This window comes from Kribbella antiqua, assembly GCF_004345665.1.
In the GTDB taxonomy this organism is placed as follows: Bacteria; Actinomycetota; Actinomycetes; order Propionibacteriales; family Kribbellaceae; genus Kribbella; species Kribbella antiqua.
Map to the genome: position 1 here is coordinate 60,013 of NZ_SLWR01000012.1, position 24,344 is coordinate 84,356.

Annotated in this window: 23 protein-coding genes; 12 read left to right on the forward strand and 11 right to left on the reverse strand. The window is 68.2% G+C overall.

The window, feature by feature from the left end:
* The first annotated feature begins 92 nt into the window (after positions 1–92).
* Positions 93–758 carry a response regulator transcription factor gene (locus tag EV646_RS30500; protein ID WP_012918592.1) on the forward strand — a complete coding sequence of 222 codons (666 nt, stop codon included), beginning with the start codon at positions 93–95 and terminating at the stop codon, positions 756–758.
* Positions 759–794: 36 nt separating this feature from the next.
* Positions 795–2,135 carry a sensor histidine kinase gene (locus tag EV646_RS30505; protein ID WP_132155175.1) on the forward strand — a complete coding sequence of 447 codons (1,341 nt, stop codon included), beginning with the start codon at positions 795–797 and terminating at the stop codon, positions 2,133–2,135.
* Position 2,136: 1 nt separating this feature from the next.
* Here the strand turns inward: EV646_RS30505 and EV646_RS30510 are convergent, their stop codons facing one another.
* Positions 2,137–3,165, reverse strand: a complete 1,029-nt coding sequence (locus tag EV646_RS30510; RefSeq protein ID WP_241996425.1) for a TAXI family TRAP transporter solute-binding subunit — start codon at positions 3,163–3,165, stop codon at positions 2,137–2,139.
* A 197-nt stretch (positions 3,166–3,362) separates the two neighbouring features.
* On the opposite strand from EV646_RS30510, the gene EV646_RS30515 reads away from it, so the two are divergent.
* Entirely contained in the window at positions 3,363–6,377 is a 3,015-nt protein-coding gene (locus EV646_RS30515; protein ID WP_132154732.1) for an alpha-mannosidase, read from the forward strand.
* A gap of 360 nt (positions 6,378–6,737) precedes the next feature.
* Positions 6,738–8,300 carry a cytochrome P450 gene (locus EV646_RS30520; protein ID WP_241996426.1) on the forward strand — a complete coding sequence of 521 codons (1,563 nt, stop codon included), beginning with the start codon at positions 6,738–6,740 and terminating at the stop codon, positions 8,298–8,300.
* Between the two features lie 228 nt (positions 8,301–8,528).
* Here EV646_RS30520 and EV646_RS30525 read toward each other — a convergent pair whose 3' ends face one another.
* Complete coding sequence (locus EV646_RS30525) at positions 8,529–9,032, reverse strand: DUF5709 domain-containing protein (RefSeq protein ID WP_132154734.1); 504 nt, start codon at positions 9,030–9,032, stop codon at positions 8,529–8,531.
* Positions 9,033–9,090: 58 nt separating this feature from the next.
* On the opposite strand from EV646_RS30525, the gene EV646_RS30530 reads away from it, so the two are divergent.
* Entirely contained in the window at positions 9,091–10,245 is a 1,155-nt protein-coding gene (locus EV646_RS30530; RefSeq protein WP_241996427.1) for an FUSC family protein, read from the forward strand.
* Between the two features lie 62 nt (positions 10,246–10,307).
* Positions 10,308–10,430: a hypothetical protein gene (locus EV646_RS40735; protein WP_277875144.1), complete on the forward strand. Its 123-nt coding sequence runs from the start codon at positions 10,308–10,310 to the stop codon at positions 10,428–10,430.
* Between the two features lie 258 nt (positions 10,431–10,688).
* On the opposite strand, the gene EV646_RS30535 is transcribed toward EV646_RS40735, so the two are convergent.
* Entirely contained in the window at positions 10,689–11,129 is a 441-nt protein-coding gene (locus tag EV646_RS30535; protein ID WP_132154738.1) for an OsmC family protein, read from the reverse strand.
* A 7-nt stretch (positions 11,130–11,136) separates the two neighbouring features.
* Complete coding sequence (locus EV646_RS30540; RefSeq protein WP_132154740.1) at positions 11,137–12,294, reverse strand: phosphatidylinositol-specific phospholipase C1-like protein; 1,158 nt, start codon at positions 12,292–12,294, stop codon at positions 11,137–11,139.
* 101 nt (positions 12,295–12,395) lie between these two features.
* Here EV646_RS30540 and EV646_RS30545 point away from each other — a divergent pair, with 101 nt between their 5' ends.
* On the forward strand, positions 12,396–13,028 hold the full coding sequence (locus tag EV646_RS30545; protein ID WP_132154742.1) for a TetR/AcrR family transcriptional regulator: 633 nt from the start codon (positions 12,396–12,398) through the stop codon (positions 13,026–13,028).
* Positions 13,029–13,183: 155 nt separating this feature from the next.
* Here EV646_RS30545 and EV646_RS30550 read toward each other — a convergent pair whose 3' ends face one another.
* Together EV646_RS30550 and EV646_RS30555 are read right to left on the reverse strand one after the other, a co-directional pair.
* Positions 13,184–13,600, reverse strand: coding sequence for a DUF3592 domain-containing protein (locus EV646_RS30550; protein WP_241996428.1), 417 nt, complete (start codon positions 13,598–13,600; stop codon positions 13,184–13,186).
* 137 nt (positions 13,601–13,737) lie between these two features.
* Positions 13,738–15,624, reverse strand: a complete 1,887-nt coding sequence (locus EV646_RS30555) for a DUF5107 domain-containing protein (RefSeq protein WP_132154744.1) — start codon at positions 15,622–15,624, stop codon at positions 13,738–13,740.
* Between the two features lie 59 nt (positions 15,625–15,683).
* On the opposite strand from EV646_RS30555, the gene EV646_RS30560 reads away from it, so the two are divergent.
* Both EV646_RS30560 and EV646_RS30565 read left to right on the forward strand, forming a co-directional pair.
* Complete coding sequence (locus tag EV646_RS30560) at positions 15,684–17,339, forward strand: FAD-binding dehydrogenase (protein ID WP_132154746.1); 1,656 nt, start codon at positions 15,684–15,686, stop codon at positions 17,337–17,339.
* Between the two features lie 75 nt (positions 17,340–17,414).
* Positions 17,415–18,584: a prolyl oligopeptidase family serine peptidase gene (locus tag EV646_RS30565; protein WP_132154748.1), complete on the forward strand. Its 1,170-nt coding sequence runs from the start codon at positions 17,415–17,417 to the stop codon at positions 18,582–18,584.
* Here the strand turns inward: EV646_RS30565 and EV646_RS30570 are convergent.
* Both EV646_RS30570 and EV646_RS30575 read right to left on the reverse strand, forming a co-directional pair.
* Entirely contained in the window at positions 18,563–19,006 is a 444-nt protein-coding gene (locus EV646_RS30570) for a cupin domain-containing protein (protein WP_132154750.1), read from the reverse strand. The genes EV646_RS30565 and EV646_RS30570 overlap by 22 nt on opposite strands.
* Before the next feature lie 3 nt (positions 19,007–19,009).
* Entirely contained in the window at positions 19,010–19,669 is a 660-nt protein-coding gene (locus EV646_RS30575) for a cysteine hydrolase family protein (protein WP_132154752.1), read from the reverse strand.
* 80 nt (positions 19,670–19,749) lie between these two features.
* On the opposite strand from EV646_RS30575, the gene EV646_RS30580 reads away from it, so the two are divergent.
* Positions 19,750–20,421: a TetR/AcrR family transcriptional regulator gene (locus tag EV646_RS30580; protein ID WP_132154754.1), complete on the forward strand. Its 672-nt coding sequence runs from the start codon at positions 19,750–19,752 to the stop codon at positions 20,419–20,421.
* Here the strand turns inward: EV646_RS30580 and EV646_RS30585 are convergent.
* A complete protein-coding gene (locus EV646_RS30585; RefSeq protein WP_132154755.1) occupies positions 20,405–21,340 on the reverse strand; it encodes a serine protein kinase RIO in 936 nt (311 codons plus the stop codon). The genes EV646_RS30580 and EV646_RS30585 overlap by 17 nt on opposite strands.
* Positions 21,341–21,507: 167 nt before the next feature.
* Complete coding sequence (locus EV646_RS30590) at positions 21,508–22,218, reverse strand: NIPSNAP family protein (protein ID WP_132154757.1); 711 nt, start codon at positions 22,216–22,218, stop codon at positions 21,508–21,510.
* A gap of 174 nt (positions 22,219–22,392) precedes the next feature.
* Between EV646_RS30590 and EV646_RS39565 the strand changes: the two genes are divergently transcribed.
* Positions 22,393–22,536 carry a GPGG-motif small membrane protein gene (locus EV646_RS39565; RefSeq protein WP_165949278.1) on the forward strand — a complete coding sequence of 48 codons (144 nt, stop codon included), beginning with the start codon at positions 22,393–22,395 and terminating at the stop codon, positions 22,534–22,536.
* 127 nt (positions 22,537–22,663) lie between these two features.
* Entirely contained in the window at positions 22,664–23,629 is a 966-nt protein-coding gene (locus EV646_RS30595; RefSeq protein WP_132154759.1) for a TIGR03557 family F420-dependent LLM class oxidoreductase, read from the forward strand.
* 30 nt (positions 23,630–23,659) lie between these two features.
* Here the strand turns inward: EV646_RS30595 and EV646_RS30600 are convergent, their stop codons facing one another.
* Positions 23,660–24,313: a UdgX family uracil-DNA binding protein gene (locus EV646_RS30600; RefSeq protein ID WP_241996429.1), complete on the reverse strand. Its 654-nt coding sequence runs from the start codon at positions 24,311–24,313 to the stop codon at positions 23,660–23,662.
* Positions 24,314–24,344 lie beyond the last annotated feature (31 nt).

A 24,344-nucleotide genomic window follows, 5' to 3' on the forward strand; every position in this document is an offset into this window, starting at 1 on the left:
GGCTATGTTGGCCGAACACTGCGTGGAGTCGCGTGATTACGTCTTTACCAAGATCTGACACATCTGAACGCCTCCTGGCCTACGATCACCGCATGAGTGGCGCGGTCAGGATTCTGTTGGTCGAGGACGATCTCGATATCGCCAATGCCCTGATACCGGCGTTGCGGCGCTACGGCCTGATGGTCACGCATGTCCGGACGGCCGCGGACGCCCTCGCGGCGGATCCCGGTGACCTGGTCCTGCTGGACCTGGGGCTGCCGGACGGCGACGGCATCAACGTCTGCCGGCAGATCCGGACGGTGTCGGATGTGCCGGTGATCGCGGTGACGGCACGCGGCGAGGCGGCGGACCGGGTGCGCGGGTTGCGCAGCGGTGCGGACGACTATGTGGTCAAACCCTTCGCGATCTCCGAGCTGCTGGCCCGGATCGATGCTGTACTACGTCGTACCGGTCTCTTGCAGCCCCGCCCCCGGGTGACAGTCGGCGACCTCACCGTGGATATCGAGGCCCGGACGGTGCAGGTGGCGGACAAGCCCATCAGCCTGACCCGCAAGGAGTTCGACGTGCTAGCTGTGCTGGCCGCTCACCACGGCCGGGTGGTGCCGCGCGAACAGGTCGCCCTGTACGCGTGGCAGTCCGTCTTCGAGGCCTCGTCGCGCACCATGGACGTGCACGTGGCGAGCCTGCGGGCCAAGCTAGGCCGGCCCGAGCTGGTGCAGACCATCCGTGGCGTCGGGTATCGGCTGGGTTCGGACTGACCCTTGCGCCGTCGTCTGCTGCAATCCCTCGTACCGATGGTGGTCGTGCTCGCTATCGTGGCCGCCGTACCGCTGGCCAACTTCATTGCCACCGGTGCGTCGCGCACCCTCTTCTTGTCACGCAGCAACGACGCGGACTGGTTCGCCACCATGGCGGAGTCGCCTCTGCAGACCGGCGACATCGCCAACCTGCGTGAGCTTGCGGTTCGCTATCAGGAGCTCTACAACACCCCGGTGTTCGTGGTGGACGTCGACAGCCGGGTGGTGGCGACTTCACGGTCCGGTGTGGACGTGACGGAGCCGGACATCGAGGTCGCACTCGCCAGCACACTGGCCGGCCGCCTGCCCGCTGAGCCGCCGGCGCTGTGGCCGTGGCGGACCGGCGAGATGATCGTGGCCCGTCCGGTCGTCAACAACGGCCGCGTGCTGGGTGCCGCCGTACTGCGGGTGCCGACCGAGAACGCACGCGACCAGGTGCAGCGCAGCCTGCTGCTCCTTCTCGGCGGTCTGCTGATCAGCATCGGCGCGATCGTCGTCGGTATCGTCCGGCCGATCACCCGGTGGGTGCTGCGGCCGCTGAAGGACCTGGACAACGCGACGCACCAGATCACCCGCGGAGCGCTCGACACTCGAGTCTCCACCGACGGACGTGCACCAGAGCTGCGCCGGCTGGGCGACAGCTTCAACTCGATGGCGCTCAGCCTGCACCAGGCGCGGCAGCGCGAGCGTGAGTTCGTCGCCGACGCGTCGCACCAGCTGCGGACGCCGCTCACCTCGGCGCGCATCCACATCGAGGGCCTGTCCCGGCTGTCGCCGACGGCACGCTTCGCCCTCAGCGACATCGACCGGCTGGGCCGGATCGTGCAACGACTGTCCCGGCTGGCCGGCTCGGACCGTCCGGGAGCCGATGCCGACGGCAACGAAGAGCCGCTGGACCTGGCCCAGGCGGTGAAGGAGCGGCTGGTCGGCTGGAAGGCCGTGTACGCCGCCGACGACCTGGAGCTGATCATCGGCGAAATGGTGCCGGGCGGTGTCGCGCCGGAGCTCGAGGTGGACGACATCCTCGACGTACTCCTCGACAACGCCGCCAAGTACGGCGCTCCGCCGGTGGAGGTATCGGTGACACGCGACGGCACCGAGGTCGTACTCGCGGTCCGCGACCACGGACTCGGCCTCGGCTCACGCGACCTGAAGAAGGTCGGCGAACGGTTCTGGCGCAGCGCCCACCACCGCGAGATGCCAGGCACCGGCCTGGGCCTCGCCATCGTCCGCTCCGAAGCAGCGCGCGTCGGCGGCCGCGTCGTAGCCCGGCCTCCGATCGGCGGCGGCCTGGTCATCGAGGTCCGCGTCCCCCTGATCGACGACTACGACGCCTAGATCAGATGTGGTTCGCGCGGTACCAGCGTTCGGCGGCCGGGTGCAGCGGGATGGGCATAGTGGCTATCGCCGAGCGGGGGTCAAGTGAGGCCGCTTCCGGGTGGACGTCCACAAGGTCGTTCTGCCGGCGGAACATCGTGTTGACCGTCCACCAGGCCCACGAGTCGGAGAGGGTCGCCCGGGCCAGCAGGTAGTTCGGCAGCGCCAGCGTCAGTACCGAACTCGCCAGCTTGTAGACCGACGGCGGGATGGACGACACCATGTACCCGCCGAACTGCTTGAGCGAGATCTCTTCCGCCACGGAGCCGATGTCCACCAGCCGGAAGCCGATCGAGTTCTGCAGGTCTTCGATCGGCTTGGTCGGCAGGCCGCCGCTCCAGATCAGCGCGTCGATGCCCTGCCCGGGCTTCGCCGATCCGTCGGCCTTCGCCTTCAGTTGGGCGACCGCCTGCTCGAGTCCGAGGTTCGTCGTGTTGACCTTCACCTTGGCGGTCTTCAGGATCAGATCCGCGACGACCTTGGTGCCGGAGTCGACCGGACCGACGTTCACGACCTTGCCGGCGAGCTTCGCCACCGAGTCGATCGGCGAGGCGATCGGCACCACCACGTGGACGTAGTTGTCGTACGTACGCGCGAGTGCGTTGAACCGGAGCCGGCCGGACGAGAACATCCCGGTGCCCTCGTAGGCGGCCAGCGCGGAGTCCGACGTACTGAAGCAGATGTCGGCCTTGTTCTGGGCCATCATCCTGAGGTTCTCGATCGACCCGTCGGTGACCAGCGTGGTCAGGTCGACCCCGGTGACCTCGGTGACCAGCTTCGCCAGACCGATGCCGAAGGCGTTGTAGACGCCGCCCTTGTTCCCGGTCGCGAACCTGGCCGGAGCGGCGGGCGCGGGCTCGTCCGAGCGGCCCCGGGAGCACCCCGGCACGATCAGGCTGGTCGCGGCGGCGGCACCCAGGCCGAGCACGCTGCGCCGAGTCAGTCCGGTCGGCCGGTTCCCGGCGGGGGTCAGCAGGCGGGGGCGATCCATGCAGGACAACCTAAACGGCAACAGGTCCGTCCCGGTAGCCACGCTCCCGCACTGCGACCCAACCGCTACCGGGAGTGCAACGATGAACTCAGTCTGGACGGGCCCCGGGTGGGTGTGACAGCGTTGTCATCGCAGCGGCCGGTCGGGCCGCATGAGTGGGTCTTCAAACCTGGTCAAAACCCCCGGAGGATGATTTCGTGCACGACGACCGTCAACTCATCGAGGAGCGGCTCACGCGCGCCCTGCGGGAGCGGATCCGCCCCGCGATCTACGGCGCGGCGGTCCCGCTGGACATCGAGGTGTGGCATGCCCCCGGTGAGCCGGTGTCCCCCGCCGAGGCGCTCGCCCAGACCTACGAGCCGGCCGAGATCGGCCTGCCCTGGGGTCCTGCCTGGGGTACCGCGTGGTTCAAGTTCAGCGGCCAGGTGCCGGCCGAGTGGGCCGGTCTGGAGATCGAGGCGGTCATCGACCTCGGCTTCAGCGGCGGCCCCGGGTTCTCCGCGGAAGGCCTCATCCACACCACGTCCGGCGTACCGCTGAAGGGCCTGCACCCGCGGCAGACGTACGCGCCGCTGTCGATCCTCGGCCCCGACGGTACGGCGGCCTCGCCCGGCGACCGGATCGAGTTCTATGTCGAGGGCGCCGCCAACCCGGAGATCCCGCTCGACAACGCCTACGCGAAGGTCGACATCGGCGCCAAGCTCGGCGAGACGCCGATCTACCAGCTGGCCCGCGCCGACCTGGCCGTGTTCAACTCCGAGGTCTGGGACCTGATCCTCGACCTGGAGGCGCTGGACGGTCTGCAGAACGAGCTGTCCACCCAGGACCCGCGCCGCCGGGAGATCCTGCGGGCGATCAGCCGCTCGCTGGACGCCCTGGACTACGAGAACGTTGCCGGTACGGCGGCTGACGCCCGCGCGCAGCTGACCGACGTACTGAGCCGTCCGGCGCACACCAGCGCGCACCAGCTCTCCGCGGTCGGCCACGCCCACATCGACTCGGCCTGGCTCTGGCCGCTGCGGGAGACCCGCCGCAAGGTCGCCCGGACGGTGTCCAACGTCGCCACCCTGGCCGAGGAGTACCCGGAGCTCGTCTTCGCGTTCTCGCAGGCTCAGCAGCACGCGTGGGTGCGGGACAACTACCCCGAGGTGTGGGAGCGGCTGAAGAAGGCCGTTGCCGAGGGCCACATCGTCCCGGTCGGCGGCATGTGGGTGGAGTCCGACACCAACCTGCCCGGCAGCGAGGCGCTCGCCCGGCAGTTCGTGCACGGCAAGAAGTTCTTCCTGGACGAGTACGGGATCGACACCCAGGAGGTCTGGCTGCCGGACTCGTTCGGCTACACCGCGGCGCTGCCGCAACTGGTGAAGCTGTCCGGTTCGAAGTGGTTCCTGACCCAGAAGATCTCCTGGAACAAGGAGAACAAGTTCCCGCACCACACCTTCTGGTGGGAGGGCCTCGACGGGACCCGCGTGTTCACGCACTTCCCGCCGATCGACACCTACAACTCCGACCTGTCCGGCCGCGAGCTCGCGCACGCGCAGCGGAACTTCCAGGAGAACGGCGCCGCGACCCGCTCGCTGGTCCCGTTCGGGTACGGCGACGGCGGTGGCGGCCCCACCCGTGAGTTCGTCGCGACCGCGCGCCGGGTGGCGAACCTGGAGTCCTCGCCGCGGGTGACGATCGAGTCCCCGACCGAGTTCTTCACCGCCGCCGAGGAGGAGTACCACGAGCACGCGCCGGTCTGGTCCGGTGAGCTCTACCTGGAGATCCACCGGGCGACGTACACCTCGCAGGCCAAGACCAAGCAGGGCAACCGGCGCAGCGAGCACCTGCTCCGCGAGGCCGAGCTGTGGTCCACCGCGGCTGTCGTCGCGGGCAAGCTGGACGCCTACCCGTACGAGGACCTGGACCGGATCTGGAAGGCCGTGCTGCTGAACCAGTTCCACGACATCCTGCCGGGCAGCTCGATCTCCTGGGTGCACCGCGAGGCCGAGGCGACGTACGCACGTCTTGCTTCCGAACTCGAGGAGATCATCGCCAAGGCTCAGACCGCTCTGGCCGGCTCCGGTGATGCACAGATCGTCTTCAACGCCGCACCGCACAGCCGCAACGGTGTCGCCGGGCTCGGCGCCGGAATCGCTGCCGGTGAAGGCCAGGCTGTGTCGGTCGAGAACGGCGTACTCGACAACGGGCTGATCCGGGTCACCATCGACGAGCGCGGTCTGATCACCTCGCTGTACGACGTCGAGGCTTCGCGTGAGGTGATCGCGCCAGGTGCCGCGGGCAACCTTCTGCAGCTGCACGTGGACACCCCGAACCACTGGGACGCCTGGGACGTCGACTCGTTCTACAAGAACAACGTCCGCGACGTGACCGAGGTCGACAGCGTCTCCGTCAGCAGCGTCGAGGGTGTCGCGACGGTCGTCGTGAAGCGGTCGTTCAGCCGGTCGTCGGTGACTCAGACGCTGCGGTTGCGGCCGGGTGTGAAGCGGGTCGACATCGAGACCACGATCGACTGGCACGAGGCGGAGAAGTTCCTCAAGGCGGCGTACCCGGTCGACGTACACGCGGACCGGTCGGCGTCGGAGACGCAGTTCGGCCACATCTTCCGGCCGACCCACCAGAACACCTCGTGGGACGCGGCGAAGTTCGAGATCGCGGCCCACCGCTGGGTGCACGTGGGCGAGCCCGGGTACGGCGTTGCCGTCGTCAACGACTCGACGTACGGCCACGACATCAACCGGACCGCGCGTTCCGACGGTGGCACGACGACCACGATCCGTACGTCGCTGATCCGGGCGCCGCGGTTCCCCGACCCGAAGACCGACCAGGGCGTGCACACCGTGAACCACGCGCTGGTGGTCGGCGCCGGCATCCCGGAGGCGGTCGAGGAGGGCTACCGGATCAACCTGCCGGAACGTGTCGTCACCGGTGCCGAGGGCATCGACCCGATCGTTGCCATCGACAACGACAACGTGATCGTCGAGGCTGTCAAGCTCGCCGACGACCAGTCCGGCGACGTCGTCGTCCGCCTCTACGAATCCACCGGCGGCCGCTCCCGCGCCACCATCACCCCGTCGTTCGAGGCGGCCTCGGCCACCGAGGTCGACCTGCTGGAGCGCCACCTGGCGGACCGTGAGCTGACGGACAACGGAGTCACCTTCGAACTCCGCCCCTTCCAAATCCTCACCCTCCGCTTCACCCGCTCCTGACCCACCCCGCCACAAGGGCCGCCCTCCCCGCGAGGGCGGCCCTTCCCCATTTGATAGGTCCACCAGCCAAGTTGTGGGTTCCCCGTCCGCATACGGGCGGCGGACCCACAAGCTGGTGGGTGGACCCATCAAACGTGGTCAGTGACCGGCTGCGGCGCTAGCTGACCGAAGGCGGCCATGCCTCGGGGCGCTGGGGTGGAGTGGGGTCGACTGCCGCCTTCGCCAGGTCGGCCGCCTGACCGGGCTCGATCCGATCCGGGACGATCAGCTGCCTCGGCTGGTGGCGGCGCTTGTCGCGTTCGACGCCCGGTGTTCACCCGGCTGACGTAGCGTTGGAGCCCCAAGCAAACGGGAGGTGGCATGGCCCCGACACCCTTGCTCGGCGCCCGGACGCTCGACCGGCAGACGGCTCGGACGCTGCCGCCGGGTCCGCGGCTCCCCACGCTGGCTCAGACCGTGCTGTTCGCCAGTCACCGCAAGACGTTCTTCCCGCGGATGCGCGAGCGGTACGGCGACGTGTTCACGATCCGGCTGGTGCCGTCCAGCCGCGTCGTCGTCGTACTGAGCCGGCCGGACCACATCCGCGAGGTGTTCGGCCAGCCGCCGTCGGTGATGCATGCCGGCGAGGGCAACACGGTGCTGGAGCCGATCATGGGCTCGCATTCACTGCTGCTGCTGGACGACGAGGACCATGTGCGGATGCGGCGGCAGCTGATGCCGGCGTTCTCCGGCCAGGCCTTACGCGGGTACGCCGGAATGGTCGCCGAACTGGCCCGCGCGGAGGTCGCGAAGTGGCCGGTCGGCAAGCCGTTCAAGCTGCATCAGCGGATGCGGGACCTGACCCTCGAGGTGATCCTGCAGGTCGTCTTCGGCGTGACGGACTCCGCCCGCCTCGATCAGCTCCGGCCCTTGCTGGACAAGATCGTCTCGGTGTCACCGGTGATCATGCTCGGCGGGTTCTACCCGGCGCTGCTCCGGATGCCGCCCTGGCGTACGTACCTCACCACCCAGCTCAAGGTCGACGAGATCCTGTACGACGAGATCGCGCGACGCCGCGGCAACCTTGCCGGACGCAACGACGTACTGTCGCGACTGCTTGCCGCTGGCAACTGGTCTGACGTGGAGCTGCGGGATCAGCTGGTCACGTTGCTACTCGCCGGGCACGAGACGACGGCGACCGCGCTGGCGTGGGCCTTCCACGAGCTGGCGCGGCGGCCGGAGGAGCTGGAGTTCGGGCAGCGGGCGGCAGATGCCGGTGCGGATGACGAGCTGGAGGCGATCGTCAAGGAGGCGATGCGGTTGCACCCGGTCGTCTACCAGGTCGGCCGGCGGCTGACCGAAACCGCCGACGTCGCGGGGTACCGGTTGCCGCGAGGTACGACGATCATGGCGGCGATGGGGCTCGTCCACCGGGACCCGCAGCACTTCCCGGTGCCGGAGGACTTCCGGCCGCGGCGGTTCCTGGAGGACGACCCACCGGCACCCGGCACCTGGATCCCGTTCGGCGGCGGCGCCCGGCGGTGCATCGGCGCCGGCTTCTCCCTGATGGAAGGCACCGAAATCCTCCGCGAAGCCCTCAAGCTCTACAACTTCCACGCCCCCAACCCCACCCCCGAACCAGCCAAACCCAAAAACGTAACCCTCGTCCCCTCCCGAGGAGCCGAAGTCCAAGTCACCCCCCGCTGCCCCAAGCTCCCCCGCGCCAACACCAGAAGCCGCACCTGGGACCGGACCCGGCGGCGGGAACAGCAGCCGGGGCCCGAACAGGACCCGAGGACTGGAACACCAACCGAGGGTTGGAACACCAGCCGGGGACTCCGAACAGGATGCGGAGGCTGGGAACAGGATCTGGGGCCCGGGAACAGCGGGTGGGGGGTGAGCGCAGGTTATTTCCTGTGTCCGGCCCCCGGTAGGTGTGTCTAGCCCGGCGGCTGGAAACACCCACCGGGGACCGGGAACAGGACCCGGCGGCTGGAAACACCAACCCGGGTCCGGGAACAGGATCTGGGGGCTGGGAACAGCGGGTGGGGGCTGAACGCAGGTTATTTCCTGTGTCCGGCCCCCAGTAGCTGCGTCCGCCCCCCAGTAGGTGGGTCCGGCCCCCAGTAGCTGCGTCCGGCTGCCGGTAGGTGTGGCTGGCGCGGGTGCTGGTCAGTCTTCGGGGTCGCCTATGTCGCCTAGGTCTACGTCTTTGTAGTCGGCTACGTCGAGTTCGTCGTCCTCGGAGAGTTCGAAGTTGTCCTCGTCGTCGACCACGTGTACGGCGGCCTCCTCGGCCGTGGCGGCGGCTGCGTCGATGCCGACGTCTTCGGCGACCAGTTCGTTCTCGTCGTCACCGTGTGCGCCTTCGTCCGGAGCCACCAGGCGGCCGGAGCGTTCGACGCCGACCTCGGGGCCGCCGACGTCCTCGCCGTCTTCCGCGTAGGGATCGACGTCCGGCTCCTCCTGGGCGATCCGCTGGTCCAGCGTCTCCCCCTGCAGCGCCTCGTCGGCCGTCGTACCGAATCCTTCGCCCGCGGACCACTTCTCCGGCGGCGAGTAGCCCTCGTCGAGCAGGTCCTCCACACCCCGGTCGTTCAGGGTGTCCTCCGCCTGCAGCTGATCCTCGTCGTCGACGCTGTAGCTGCCGTAGTCCTCACGGTTGTTCTCGGTCATGCCTCCACCCTCACCCGCACCACCCCACCGAATCAAGGCGGCCCGGCATGATGGGTCCGTGGATCCGGTCAGGCTGACGTTGGACCAGTTGCGGGAGCTGCGCGACGACATCGCGCCGCAGGCCGCCCGGCGCTCGCGGGCCTCGGTCCGCCGGCGCGTCGACCGCTTGCGGGAGCGGGTCTTCTTCATCGCCCAGTGCGCGCTCGCTGCCGGCGTGTCATGGGCGCTGGCCCACTACGTCGTCGGTCACCCGACCCCGTTCTTCGCGCCGGTGGCCGCGATGGTCGCGCTCGGGTTCAGCTTCGGCCAGCGGCTGCGCCGGGTCGCCGAGGTGATGGTCGGCGTGGCGGTCGGCGTCGGTGTCGGCGACTTGTTCGTCCGGTTCTTCGGGACCGGCGTACCGCAGATCATCTTCGTCGTCGCGCTCGCGATGAGCGTCGCCGTACTGCTCGGCGCAGGCACGCTGATGACAACGCAGGCCGGTGTCCAGGCCGCGATCGTCACGACCCTGCTGCCGAACCCAGGCGCCGGCTTCAGCCGCTGGCTCGACGCCGCGCTCGGCGGTGTCGTCGCGCTCGCCGCCGCCACGATCGCCCCCGCTGCGGCGATCAGGCGCCCAAGGCAACAAGCCTCCGACGTGCTGCACGAGCTGGCCGCGATCCTGGTCGAGACCGCCGACGGACTACGGACCGAGAACGCCGACGACGTCACCGACGCCCTCCGTCGGGCCCGCTCCAGCGAATCCATGCTCGACGACCTCCGCAGCGCCGCCTCCGAGGGCGTCGCCGTGGTCCGGCTGTCGCCGTTCCGGCGCCGTCACCGCGGCCGGGTCCAGCAGATCGCGGACCTCGTCGTACCGCTGGACCGTGCGATCCGGAACATCAGAGTCCTGGTACGGCGCTGTGCGGTGTCGGTCTGGCGTGACGAACGGATGCCGGACGAGTACCCGATGCTGCTCGAGCGCCTCGCCGACGGCACCCGCCTAATCGCCGAATCCCTGTTCGAGCCGGCCGCCGACGTCGCCGCGCACCGCGTGCTGGGCGAGCTCGGCCGCCGTACGGCGAAGCTGCCGCTGCCACACGGCCTCTCCGCGGTGGTCGTGCTCGGTCAGATCCGCTCCACCGTGATCGACCTGCTCGAACTGACCGGTACGTCGTACGACGAGGCGCGCAAACTGGTCCCGCTCCGCCTCGACGGGCTGGATGAGAAGTAGGTCACATCAAAAAGTTTGGCGAAATTCCCGTCATACCCCGGGCCGGCGTGCGTCTCACTGGCATGACGATCCACCGATTGATGACCTCCATGGCCTCCGAGCAGGTGCGGATGCTCGATGAGCTGGTCTTCGAGACGACCAACCAGACCACCGACGACCGGAACGACGCCGCCGCCGAGCAGTAATTGGCGCGAACCGGACGAACAGATCCAGGCGGCGCGCCCGAACGGTCTTGCCCACCGAGCTAGACCGCGCGGATGTCGCACCACGCAAGAGGCGCCCAGTGCGAGGCGCCGCCGGATCTGTGGTGCACCACCACTTCAGGTGCACCGAAAACCACCCGCCGGCCATCCTGACGCCGCTTGCGCGAGGCTCAGGCCAGGCCGGCGGGTGGTTTTTTGTTGCTGATAGCCACTAAGAAGTTGCCACGAGCTACTGTTGCCTCAGGCCACCGTGATCTCGGTGGTGACCGAGTTCGCGATGAAGCACTCCAGGTGGGCGCGGTGGTGGATCCGCTCCAGCGCCTCGGCGTCCGGCTCTGGACCACCCCAGACGATCTTCGGGTGCAACGTCACGTGCGTGACCGCCACCCGCCCCTGCTCGTTCTTCGACATCACGCCGACCGCGTGGTCGTCGTACGCGTCGACGACCAGGCGTTTCCGGGCCGCGATCGACAGGAAGGTGAGCATGTGGCAGGACGAGATCGCCGCCACGAACGCCTCCTCCGGGTCGACCGGGCCCGGGTTGCCCAGGTACGTCGGATTGGCCGACGCGGGCACGGTGATACCGCCGTCGAAGCGCCACTCGTGGTCGCGGTTGTAGGTGTCGTAGGTGAACTCGTGCTCACCACGGCTCCAACTGACATCGACCACATGCTCCGACATGCTCACATCACCTCTCCGTCACGTCTCCACGGCACCACACCGGCGCCGAGACCGGGTTACAGCGTACGGCGGTGTCGCCCGGCAGCTTCGCGACGAAGTCGGAGTTGTACCGGGCGGCCATGCCGGCGACCGGGAAGTCGGTGGTCACCATCTGCGCACCCGAGCCCAGCGCGACGCTGACCCGGCTGAGCTCACCGTTGAGCACCGTGCTCATCGGCTCGTCCGACCGCGTCCGTACGAAGTAGCCCTTGCGAACGAGCCGCTGGATCTCGGCGGAGTTGGCGCCCCGCGGGTCGTTCACCATCGTGACGGCCGCGTCCGGCTCACCCTCCGGGCCGCGGGTGAAGACTGCTCGCCCCTCCAGGTTCGGCTTGCCCGCGCGATAGGTGTCGCGGATCGCACCCGGACCGCCGTTGTCGAAGAAGAACATGACCTTCCCGCGCGACTCCGCCAGCGTCGGCCAGCTCTTCGTCAGTACCGACTGCTCCAGCGTCAGGCCAGGACGCCGTACGTCGTCCGGAGAGAGCAACTCCTGCTCGGAGAAGACCGAGCGGATCTCCTGGTCGACGCTGTCGAGGTTGCCGGCGTCCCACGGCGGTGCTTCCACGCCGCCCGCCGCCACCAGCCGCGGGTCGGACTGCTTGAGCTCCAGCTGAATGACGATCGGAGCGTGACCGGGGTTGGCGTTCGACCAGGTCTTCACCTGGTTCAGGCACTTCACGAACGTCGTACAGGTGGTGCCGTAGTCGAAGTCGGCCCAGTGCAGCACCTTGATGCCCGGCTTGGCCAGGTCCGGGTCGGTGAGCGGGCCCTTGCCGGCCAGCTTCCGGATCAGCGGGTAGGTGTACAGCCCGCCCTTCGGGTCCGGGAACAGGTCGAGCTCGACGGCACGGATGTTCTGGTCCTCGAGCTGGGCCGGGATCGAGGCGTGCGAGTAGAACAGGCCGACGGCGCCCGGGTCCTGGGCGAGCTGGATCTTCTTCTCGTCGTCCGGCGCCTCGCGGTGGTAGGCGTTGTGCGCGCCGATGAACTGGATCTGGTTCAGGCGCAGACCCGACTGCTGCTTCTCGGCGGTGTCCGGCGATTGGAGCGCCGTACTGGCGAGTCCGGTCGCGGCGATCGCGGCGGATGCCAGGCCGGCGACCACCGTTTTGCTGATGCGCATGGCGGAGCTTCCCCTCCTGTGGGCGGTGTGACTCAGATCTGAAGGCAATCTGTCACACGCAGGTGGCAACGTCGTCCCCCCAGAAGATGGACAATGTGCAAATGGTGAGCACTTCCGCCGACTCCGGTACGGCGTACCCGTTGCGCCGGACGCCGACGCAGGACCGGGCCAGCCGGCAGGTCGAGCGCATACTGGACGCGGCCTGCGCGGAGGTGGTTGAGCGCGGGTACGACGCGGCGTCAACAAGCGGGATCGCGAAACGGGCCGAGATCGCGGTCGGCAGCGTGTACCGGTACTTCCCGGACAAGCGCAGCCTGATCCAGGCGATCGAGCGGCGGAACCAGGCGCGCTACACCGAGGCGGTGCGCGAGCGATTGGCGTCGGTGTCGACCTGGCGGCAGGCGGTGGACGTCACGCTGGACACGTTCCGCGAGATGCACCGGACCGACCCGGGATTCAGGGCCGTGGTGCTGAGCGGGCTGGGCGATCCGGACCTGGAGACGAAGCCGGGTGAGTTCGACGACCAGCACGCGGGTGAGTTCGCCGAGCTCCTGACCGTCCGCTTCGGCGCCCAAGACAGCCGCGAGTTTCGCCTGGCCGTCACCTTGAGCATCACCATGGGCGAAGCCCTGGCCCACCTGGCCGACCGTCTACCCCCCGACGAGGCGCGGTACGTCCTGTCCCAAGGCCGCCCCACCCTGCACAACCTCCTCGCCCCACACCTCCCGTCCTGACCCTGCCCGCCCTCCGCATTTGCTGGGTCCACCCACCAACTTGTGGGTTGACCGTCGGTATTCCGAGGGCGAACCCACAACCTGGTGGGTGAACCCACGAAAAGTGGAAGACCCCCGCCTTGAGGCGAGGGCGTGGGGGTCAGCGGAAACGCTTTCTAGGGCTGAGGGACGGGGTCTTCGGACTGTAAGGATCGCGGGCCGAGTTGGGGCCAGTGGGTTACTCGGCCGGCGATTCTTGCGCGGCGGGGCGTCCGGACGTCGTAGCTGACGATGACGCGGTCGTCCTTGGCGTAAGTAATGCGGCTCCCGGCCGGGAGTTTGCGGGAGACTTCGAACGGTCCCTCGCCCCGGCGGGTGTAGTACTCGACGGTGACCTCGGTGTATTCGGCCGGGATCCCGCCGTCCAGCTGACCGCGGACCGGGCCGCGGACCCGGATCACCCGCCCGGCGGTCTTTTCCTCAGTGCCCGTTGGGATGTCGTTCCGCCGCAGACCGGCGATCACGTCCGCCACGATGCATGCCGTGACCAGCAGCACCAGGCTTAACCCACCGAGCACAACGATCGTCAACATGGCACTCACCTCCGACGCGCCGCCCGCGAGCGACGCGGTCGTCGTTAGTCGAACTGCCTTGCGCGGCCCTTGCCGCACGACGGTGAGACGCCGCGAACCCGCGCCTGGTTCCAGGTAATGACAAAGAATCTGAGAAGTCAGTTTCCGCCCATGCCGAACTGGTACTGCGGCGGCACCGGCCGGTTGGTGCCGAGCGCCTCCTCGGTCTCCCGCCACAGATCAGCAAGCGGGTTGGCACCCTCGCGAACCGTCGACAACTGGAGGCCATCATCCAGCAGTTCATGCGCGGTCCGCGGGTCACCGGACGCCAGCGCGTGCCGGATCTTCAGCAACCGGATCCGCGGATCATCGACCACCACGCGGTCAAGGAGCTGCCCCGCGCGATCCACGTCGACCTCGAGCGCCGCCCCCACAGCCTCAACCTGCAGTTCCACCAGATCGGGCAGCAGCGCCGCCGCGCGTTCGTAGTACGAAAGCTCCCCGGTCACGAAACCCAGGTTCCGCAGCGCGAACGCGTTCTCCCCCGACCGGCGCCACGCGTCCACAGCACCGTCACGATCGCCCGCGTAGTACCTGGCGACCCCGCGGTGATACGACACCAGCCAGTTGTCGGAAGCCTTCTCCAGCAGGTCGATCCAGCTCACCAACGTCCCATCCGGTACGGCGTCTCCCGCCGGCAACCGACCTTCGAGCAATGGCAGCCAAGCTCGCTCCCGTGACGACATGGTGTCCTCGGCGAACGGCGTACCAGGGGAAACCGTCCAACCCGTTCGGGCCAGCTCCAACGCGCCCCAGCCCGAGCCCACCGCCAGCCGATCGACTGGTGCGGCATCCGCAATCGTCAGCCACTCCTGCTCACGACCCGGCAGCTCGTCCAGCAGCGGGCGCAGCGTCTCACTGGTCCCAGTCCGCGCCGCCTGCCAATCCTCCGCGTGCGCGACACCAGGATCCACCGACAGGCGACCGTAAGCCTCGAGCCAGTGCCAATCAGTTGCTGCTGGCAACTTCAAGTGCTCCATCTGGGTCCGCGCCAGCCCGGCCTGGATCTCGGCGTACCCATGTCCCTCCAACCCCGGCGACAGCCACTCCTGCCAGCGCCGCCCGCCGGCGCCCTCGCCCCAGACGAACAACTTCCGCCCCTGCAGCCGATCGGTCGACGCCTGCACCAGACCGTTGCCATCAGCATCTACCGACGCGATCCACGGCCGCTCGCCGGCGAGTGGCTCGAAGAAGAAGTCGACCGCCCGGCCGTGCCGCATCGGATAACTGAGGTCGGTGCCTTCGTAGAGCGGTACGTCGATCAGGTCGAGCCGCTTGCCGTAACCGAACCGCCAGGCCTGATCCGCCGGCACCAGCACCCGAGTCGACGGCGACTGTTCGACCGCGATGTTCGACCACCAGTACGCCGGGACTTCGGTGTCGGACGGGTTCTGCAGCCGTACGCCGACGTACAGGAACTCGGAGTCGGCCGGGAGCCAGAAGTCGAGTTGAGTGATGAGGTTCCTCGTCCGCTCCAGCTCCCAAAGGCGTAGTACTGGCGTGCCGTCCGGGCCCTCGACCCGGGCAGCGTGCATCGGCGAACAGGTCCCGGTCCAGTGGCCGGTGCTGCCGACGTTCCACTCGACGCCGCCGGCCCACCAGGCGTTGCGCAGGGCAAGGTTCGCGGGCTGGAAGACGGGGTTGCGGTAGAGGAGTTCCGCGCCGCTCGCCTTGTGGACGAGCGAGTAGAGCCGACCACCGAGGCTGGGCAGGACGGTCGCGCGGACGTGGTCGTTCTCCAGCACCCGCGCGGGGAAGGCGCGGTCGACGAGCGAACGGTCGTACCCGTCCTGGTTGAGGCAGGGCAGTGGGCTGTGCAGACGCCCGTACTGGATGTTCTCGCGCAGGTCGGCCGGGAGCTCGTCGAGGTTCTGAACCTGGTGGAGCTCTTGCTGGCTGCGGAGCGGCGCGAGCGGGTTCTCCGGTCCGAGGGAGGCGGCGGGCAGGACGAGATCTTGCGCGGAAAGGGTCGTCACAGCTCTCATCCTCACAATTCCGCTCAAGACCGTCCATCCGTGCCGCCGGTCCGCTATACATGGACACCATGGACGCGGATGTGATCGTCGTCGGGGCGGGACTGGCCGGGCTGGCCGCGACAGCGGAGCTGGCCGACGCGGGCCGGAAGGTGCTGCTGCTGGACCAGGAACCGGAGGCCTCCCTCGGCGGGCAGGCGTTCTGGTCGTTCGGCGGCTTGCTGTTCGTCGACTCTCCCGAGCAACGCCGGATGGGCATCCGCGACTCGCGCGATCTCGCACTGCAGGACTGGCTCGGCTCGGCCGGTTTCGACCGGCTGGACGACGAGGACAAGTGGGCCCGGCAGTGGGCTGAGGCGTACGTCGATTTCGCGGCCGGCGAGAAGCGGCCCTGGCTGCACGCCCAGGGCGTGCGGTTCTTCCCGGTGGTCGGCTGGGCCGAGCGCGGCGGCTACCTCGCCGACGGACACGGGAACTCGGTGCCACGCTTCCACATCACCTGGGGCACCGGGCCTGGCCTGGTAGCGCCGTTCGAGCGGCGAGTTCGCGAGGCGGTCGAGAAGGGGTTGGTCGAGTTCCGGTTCAGGCATCGCGTGGATGAGCTGACCGTCACCGGTGGAGTGGTCGACGGTGTCGCCGGCAAGGTGCTGGAGCCGAGTGGCGTCGAGCGCGGCGTCGCCAGTTCGCGGGTCGAGGTCGGCGACTTCAGCCTGACGGCGCAGGCGGTGATCGTGACGTCCGGCGGGATCGGCGGCAACCACGACCTGGTACGCGCGCAGTGGCCGAAGCGAATGGGTGAGCCGCCGAAGCGGATGATCTCCGGCGTACCGGCACACGTCGACGGCCGGATGCTCGAGATCACCGAGAAGGCCGGCGGCCGGTACGTGAACCGGGACCGGATGTGGCACTACACCGAGGGCATCCAGAACTGGGACCCGATCTGGCCGATGCACGGGATCCGGATCCTGCCCGGGCCGTCGTCGCTCTGGTTCGATGCCACCGGCAAGCGTCTGCCGGTGCCGCTGTTCCCCGGCTTCGACACCCTCGGCACGCTCGAGCACATCACCCGGACCGGGTACGACTACAGCTGGTTCGTCCTGACCCAGAAGATCATCGAGAAGGAGTTCGCCCTCTCCGGCCAGGAGCAGAACCCGGACCTCACCGGCAAGGACATCCGAGGCGTGCTCGGCCGGGCTCGTGGTGGTGCGACCGCGCCGGTACGCGCGTTCATGGAGAAGGGCGCGGACTTCGTCGTACGTGGCAACCTGCCTGATCTGGTCCGCGGCATGAACGACCTGACCGGCGACAAGCTGATCGACCTGGACGACCTGGAGCGCCAGATCGTCGCCCGCGACCGCGAGCTGACCAACACCTTCACCAAGGACCTGCAGATCACCGCGCTCCGCGGCGCCCGGAACTACCGCGGCGACAAGCTCATCCGGGTCGCGACACCACACCGGATCCTCGATCCCAAGGCCGGCCCGCTGATCGCCGTACGGCTGAACATCCTGACCCGAAAGTCCCTCGGCGGCCTGCAGACCGATCTTGAGTCGCGGGTGCTGAGGACAGACGGCCAGCCGTTGCCCGGTGTCTACGCGGCGGGTGAGGTGGCCGGCTTCGGCGGTGGCGGCGTCCACGGCTACCGGTCCCTCGAAGGCACCTTCGTCGGCGGCTGCCTCTTCACCGGCCGTACGGCGGGCCGCGCAGCAGCCAAGGCGGTGTCGTAGGAGAACACTCACGCACCAGCGCATGTGTGCCGCGACCCTCTGTCTGAGCGCTGGACCGCCTCCTAGCGTGACGCCATGCGCCGCCTCGCGTTCTTCTCAGCCGTCCTGCTGTTGACCGGTTTGACTGTGCCGGCCAACGCCCATCGCCAGGTCCGGGTTCCGGGTGCCGAGTATCAACAGCTCGCACACCTGGACGACCTGACCACTGCCGGGACTGTCGCCTCCGGTCACACCAATCCGGCCGACTACGCCGGGCTCACGCACTCCGGGCTGCCCCAGCAGTCCGGTGTCCCCGGGGTGCAGATCGACGGGTACTTCCCGGACACCTCGCACACCAACACCAACCACGGTTGGAATCACGACTCCCAGTTCGTCATCCGGCTGCCTCAGCGCTGGAACGGCGGCCTGGTCGTCTCAGGCTCGCCTGGCGTACGAGCGCAATACGCGAACGACAAATCGATCTCGGACTATGTGCTCTCGCTCGGCTATGCCTATGCGGCGACCGACAAGGGGAACACCGGCGCCGCCTTCTACACCGACGGCGTGAAGCCTGGTGACGCGATCGTCGAGTGGAATCTCCGGACGACCCAGCTGGCCCGGGCCGCACGCGCAACGGTTGCGCAGTACTACGGCCGGCCGGCTCGCGAGGTGGTCGCGGCAGGGATCTCGAACGGCGGCTATCTGGTCAGGTGGCAGCTCGAGAATCATCCCGAACTCTTCACCCGCGGCGTCGATCTCGAAGGCACACTCTGGACCGCCGACAAGAACCTGTTCACCTTCTTGCCGCCGGCAATCAAGGGCTACGAGCAACAGTCGCCCGAGGCAATAGTTGCCGCCGGCTTCGACCCGCGCTCGGACTTCCTCTGGAACTATCACTACACGGTCTACTGGAAGCTGACTCAGCGCATCTACGCCGCCGAGCTCGATCCCACCTACACAGGTGCAGAAGCCGACTACGACTACGCCTCAAGGCCGCAAGCACACCAGGCTGTGGCACGCATCGCGTTGACCGGGAACATCCGCAAGCCGCTCGTCACCATTCACGGAACCTACGACAGCCTGCTCCCGATCACTCAGGATTCCGATGTCTACGCCGCGATGGCCCGGCACACCGGCCTGCACACATACCAGCGGGTCGAGGCAGGCAACCACGTCGACGGACTCGTCGACGCCTACCCCGACCGGCTGGTCCCGCTGGTTCCCCTGTTGCAGCAGGCGATTGCTCAGACCAAGCGGGAGTGGTAGCGGCCGAGTACGGCGTTCCATTCGGCCGGCGGAGACTGGGTCAGTTCCTCGATCATGGTCATCGCGTCGGCCGGGCTGGAGATGGCGAGGTGCCGCGCCAGGGTGTCGCTGCTGTTGCGGAACCCGTGGACGCGACCCGAGGGGACGAACACCGTCGAACCGGCCGGCGCGGTGACCCAGTCGTCGTCGAGCCGATAGTCGATCTCGCCGGCGAGGACGTAGAAGACCTCTTCGTACTCGTCATGCACATGACCGGGAAACCCACCGCCGGGAGGGATGTCCGATTCGAGCATCCCGATCAGCCGGCTCCCGGCGTGCGGACCGGCCTTCACCGTCGGCGAGGTCGGGCCGGCCCGCAGCGGACGCCCCTGACCGGCCGGCACGACCCCACCCGGCCTGGCGGACTGACTGACGTCGTCCATGGCTCAGCGTCCGGCAGTCGCCGGGATTCCTGCCGCCGAGTCGACGGGCAGTGGAGCCGCCTGGATCTTGCCGATCATCTCGTCCATCGTCAGGACCTGGGCGAAGACCATCGACAAGCTCGCACAGGTTGCCCGCTGCAATTCGTCGGCGGGCACGCCGGCCATCTCCTTCGTGGCGGTCCCGTCGCTGAGGAAGAACACCCGGAAGTCACGCTGGGCCGCCTCCCTCGCCGTCGTGTCGCAGCAGACGTTGGTGGCGATACCGGACACGATCACGGTGTCGACTCCGCGGTTACGCAGCACCATCTCCAGGTCGGTGCCGTGGAAGGCGCCGTACCGCGGCTTGTTCACGACGACGTCGCGGTCGTCGACGTCCACGGCAGGGTGTAGTTCGGCGGCCTCGGCGCCCTCGGTGTAGAGGGCGACGATGAACGGCGGCACGAGCTCACCCATCACGCCGAGGTTCGAGCCGTCCGGACGCATCCACCCCCTGGTGTGGACCACCAGGATGCCCGCCTCGCGGCAGATCGCCGCCAGCCGGTTGATCCGGGGCACCAGCTCCAGCCCGTCGGGTGACGCCAGCGGACTGCCCTCGATGAAACACGCCTGCAGGTCCACGTTGATCAACGCGGTCCGCGCCGGATTGAAAGCGAAATCGGTCATGTCGAGCCTCCGATCGGCCGGGCTCGCGATCCCCCCGCAAGTACAGCCAAACTGTATGGGTACAGTGCTACTGTATTCAGATGCCGGAGACTGTCAAGAGATCGCGGCCGCCCCGGACCCGCCGGGCCGAACGGGCCGAGCAGACGAGGCGGCGCATCATCGACGCCGCCACCGCACTCTTCACCGAAGTCGGGTACGCCGGGACGACCATCGAAGCGATCGCCGGCCGTGCGGACGTGGCAGTCGAAACCGTCTACAGCCGGTTCCGGAACAAGCTCGGCCTGCTCGACGCGATTCTCGGGCCGGCCATCCGCGGTTCCGACGACGGCCGAGCCTTCTCCGCCCAGCCCGAGCTGGCGGAGATCCGCGCCTGCACCGACCAGCGGCAGCAGGCGACGTTGCTGGCCCACTTCTCCCGCACGGTCCTGCAGCGAAGTGCGCAGGCCCATCGGATCCTGCGCACTGCTGCCGCCTCCGATCCGAAGGCAGCAGCGCTCGAGCAGAGCGATCAGGAGAGCCGCCGGCGTGGGCAGGAGCTCTATATCGACTTGCTGCTCGCCAACGGACCGCTGCGCGACGGACTGACCAAGGCCGATGCGGCCGACACCTACGCGGCGCTGGCAAGTCCCGAGACCTACGCGTTCCTCACCGAGCAACGCGGCTGGACCCCCGACCGGTTCGAGGCCTGGCTCGCCGACGGTCTGACCCTCCTGCTCCTGCCTCTCGATCCGTCGATCAGAACACCATCGTGAGAAGGTCGGCGAACAGCTCTTGTTCGTCGATCTCCAGACCGCGGTTGGTGAACCAGGTCGCCATGTTGTGGCAGTCGCGGAGCAGGAAGTCCATGCCCTTCGGGTTGCCGACGATGTCGACCACCTGCGGAAGGTCGATCATGACGATCCGCTCCCCCTGGGCCAGGACGTTGTACGGCGACAGGTCGCCATGGGCCAACCCCGCCCTGGCCAACTCGCGCATCCCGTGCCGCACCTGCTCGAAGTACTGCCCGAGCAGGTCCTTCGACGGGCGGACCTGAGCGAGCCGTGGCGCGGCGCCGCCCTCACCGTCGTCGATGAACTCCATCAACAGCTCGGTGCCGTCCACCTGCACCGGGTACGGCACCGGCACGCCGGCCTTCCACAGCTGGCACAGCGCACCCCATTCGGCACCCGCCCACTGCCCCGCGGCGACGTTGCGACCGTGCGAGGTCTTCTTCGCCATCGCGCGGGTGTCCCGGCTGTTCCGGGTCCGGCGCCCTTCGACGTACGACGTACTGCGGTGGAACGACCGGTGTTCCTCGGTGCGGTACCGCTTGGCGGCGAGCAACGAGGAACGCGCGGGATTGCCGCCGATGGCTTCGACGGCCCGCTCGATCAGGAAGACATCGGCTTCCTTACCGGTTTTGAGGACGCCGAGCTCGGTGTCGATCGCGGCCTGTTCCGTCACCACCCAGTCCGGGCGGGGATCAGGTCCGCGAGAACCGCGCTCGACGTCCAGCCAGGTGGACCAGCGCTGATCCGGGCCCAGCGTTTCTTCCACTTCCTGGAAGTGGAAGACGAACGCGTCGGCCGGATCGGGTTCGGACTCGTCGCGGGTGAGTTCGGCCCAGCGGGAGTCGAGGTCGGGGAAATCGTCAGCTTGTGCGTGCTCGGTACGAAAGAGGTCCGAAGACATCTGGAGTGCTCCTGAACTGTGAGGTGGGACTGATGCGGACATGCCGCAGCACAGTGATGGCCATCCGTCAGCCCTCCTTAGGTCCAGGCAGCGCTCGTCGCCGCGCGGTCGATCCAGGATGCCGGGGCGCCCCGGCCACACGCAAGCTATTTATTCGGGGCCGACGCTCAGCGGAACTGCGAGCGCGCCGTCGGCCGCAACCGCAGCTCCTGCGGCGGCTTGACCGAGCGGGAGCCGATCTCCCCCAGCACCTGCCGCCAGCCGGGCGACGCCGCCAGCCGGCGCCGGTGGTCGTCGTACGACGCATCGTCCGGGAACCGGGCGAACCAGGCCAGCACCACCTCGTCCCGCAGCGGCAGAGCGGGAAAGTTGTTCTCGGCAACCAACGTCTCGAAGACGGCAACCGGCTCGGCGCCGCCGGCGACCAGCGACGGTACGACGTGATCCGTGAAGAACTCGACGAAACCGTCGTCCGGCGAGGCCCGGTGGTAGACGGCTCCAGCGATCACCGAGTCTGGGGCACTTGTACCGCGCGGCGAGTCGAGTCGCGGGTAACCGTCGCGAAGCTCGACCGGCTGCAGCAGCAAGGCGTTGTCGGAGTCGATCATCGTCTTGTTCGCGGTGGCGGAGTGCTCGCGCCAGACCGGGCCGTAGTAGAAGGCGTTCAGCGCCTCCGCCCGCGCGGGCAGATCGGTGAAGCCGCGGATCCAGACGAACCGGTCCGGATCATCGAGATCGCGGAACTGGCCGACGATGTGCATCCCCGCTGCTTCCTGGCCCTCGACGAAGTACTCGTCGAACACCTCGATCAGCGTGTCCCGCCGGCCTGGATGCAGCGTGTACTGCCGCAGATCCACCACGGCACAGCAGTCGTCCATCGATTCCTCCTCGGGGGGTCGGCAACGCTCAGTCAACCAACGAAACCTGACAGTGGCTGTCAGCGCTCCTGGCGACCGCCCGCCGTTTGCCGCGAGTTTCGGCAGGGAACCGGATGGGTCGCACGGGGAGGTAAGCCGCCGGGCATCCGTCCGGCTCGAGAGATTGGAAGGACCATGGGTCTCATCCTGTGGATCATTGCGGCGATCCTCGTCATCGCAGGAATCGTCTCGCTCGTCCGCGGTCAGCTCCTGTGGGGCGCCGCCCTGATCGTGATCGGGCTGCTGGTCGGCCCTGGTGGCGTCAGTATCTTCACCTGACCGGCCCGACACCTTTCGTCGCCCCACGCAGGCTCCCGCGTGGGGCGACGTCCGTCGTACGGCGTGAATACGGGCGTCGGGGCGGGGCACTGGGCGGGAAGTGACGCCAAGTGTTTGGGGAGACGACGTGAAGATCGGATATTTCCTGTCCAGCGAGGAGTACGGGCCGGAGCAGTTGATCGAGCAGGCGCGACTGGCCGAGGAGGCCGGGTTCGACGCGCTCTGGATCAGTGACCACTTCCACCCGTGGAACGACGCGCAGGGTCAGAGCCCGTTCGTCTGGTCCACCATCGGGGCGATCTCCCAGGTCTGCGAGCTGCCGGTGACGACCGCCGTCACCTGCCCGACGGTGCGGATCCATCCGGCGATCATCGCCCAGGCCGCCGCGACCAGCGCCGTACTGCTGAACGGGCGATTCACACTCGGCATCGGAACCGGCGAGGCGCTCAACGAGCACGTGCTCGGGAGTGTCTGGCCGACGGTCGACGTACGGCTGGAGATGCTCGAGGAGGCGGTCGAGATCATGCGGCGGCTGTGGACCGAGGACGGCTTCGTCTCGCACCACGGCAAGCACTACACCGTCGACACCGCGCGCATCTACACGCGACCGACGGCGCCGCTGCCGATCTACATGTCCGGATTCGGGCCGGAGGCAACGGATGTCGCGGCGCGGATCGCGGATGGATACATCACCACGTCGCCGGATGCCAAGCTGCTGAAGCGATTCCGGGACAACGGCGGTGGTGACAAGCCGGCGCAGGCCGGGTTCAAGGTCAGCTACGCGCCGACCGAAGAGGAAGGCATCGAGCAGGCGCATCGGATCTGGGGCAACTCGGGTCTGCCGGGTGAGCTGGCACAGGTGTTGCCCTCGCCGCGGCACTTCGAGCAGGCGAGCCAGCTGGTCACCAAGGAGTCGACCGCGCAGTCCGTCACCGCGGGATCGAAGGCGGACGCGCATGTGGACGCGTTCAAGCCGTACATCGACGCCGGCTTCGACGAGATCTACGTCGCGAACATGGGCCCGCACTCCGTCGACATGCTGAACCTCTACCGCACCGAGGTCCTCCCCGAACTCCGCCGGATCGCACGTTAGGCCAGCGGCGCGACCGCCGCGCGGAGGTCGTCAGTCCAGCAGCGCGACTGCCGCGCGGAGGTCGTTGACGAACAGGTCGAAGTCGCGACGGTACTCCCGGGACCGGACCACGGATGACGGATGCACCGTCGCGACCCCGGCCCGACCGTCCGGGAGTTCGAGCGGCAGACCACGCTGTTCGGTCACCTTGAACCCGGATCCGAGTACGGCGCGCGCGGCGACCGAACCGAGGATCACCACCAGGGAAGGTTTCACCACCGCCAGCTCACGCTGCAACCAGGGGCCGCAGGCAACGATATGGCCGACCGCCGGGGTCTTGTGGATCCGGCGTTTGCCCTCGCGCTGGAACCGGAAATGCTTGACCGCATTGGTGAGGAACACCTCCGACCGATCGATACCGGCCTCGACCAGTGCCTTGTCGAGCACCCGCCCGGCAGGCCCGACGAAGACATGCCCCTTTTTGTCCTCAACGTCACCGGGTTGCTCACCGATGAGCATCATCCGCGCCCGCGCCGGTCCTTCGCCGGGGACGACACGCTCGGCGTCCTGGTAAAGATCACAACCGCGGCACTCGGGCAGCGCCGCCGTGAGCTTGGCGAGTCCGCCCTTGTCAGGCACCCATTCCGCCGCGCCGGGGAACTTGTTCACGTGCCCGCCGGTGCCCAGTTCAAACAGCTGTAACACCCGGAGACTTGAAAGCCGCCGCCGATTTTGA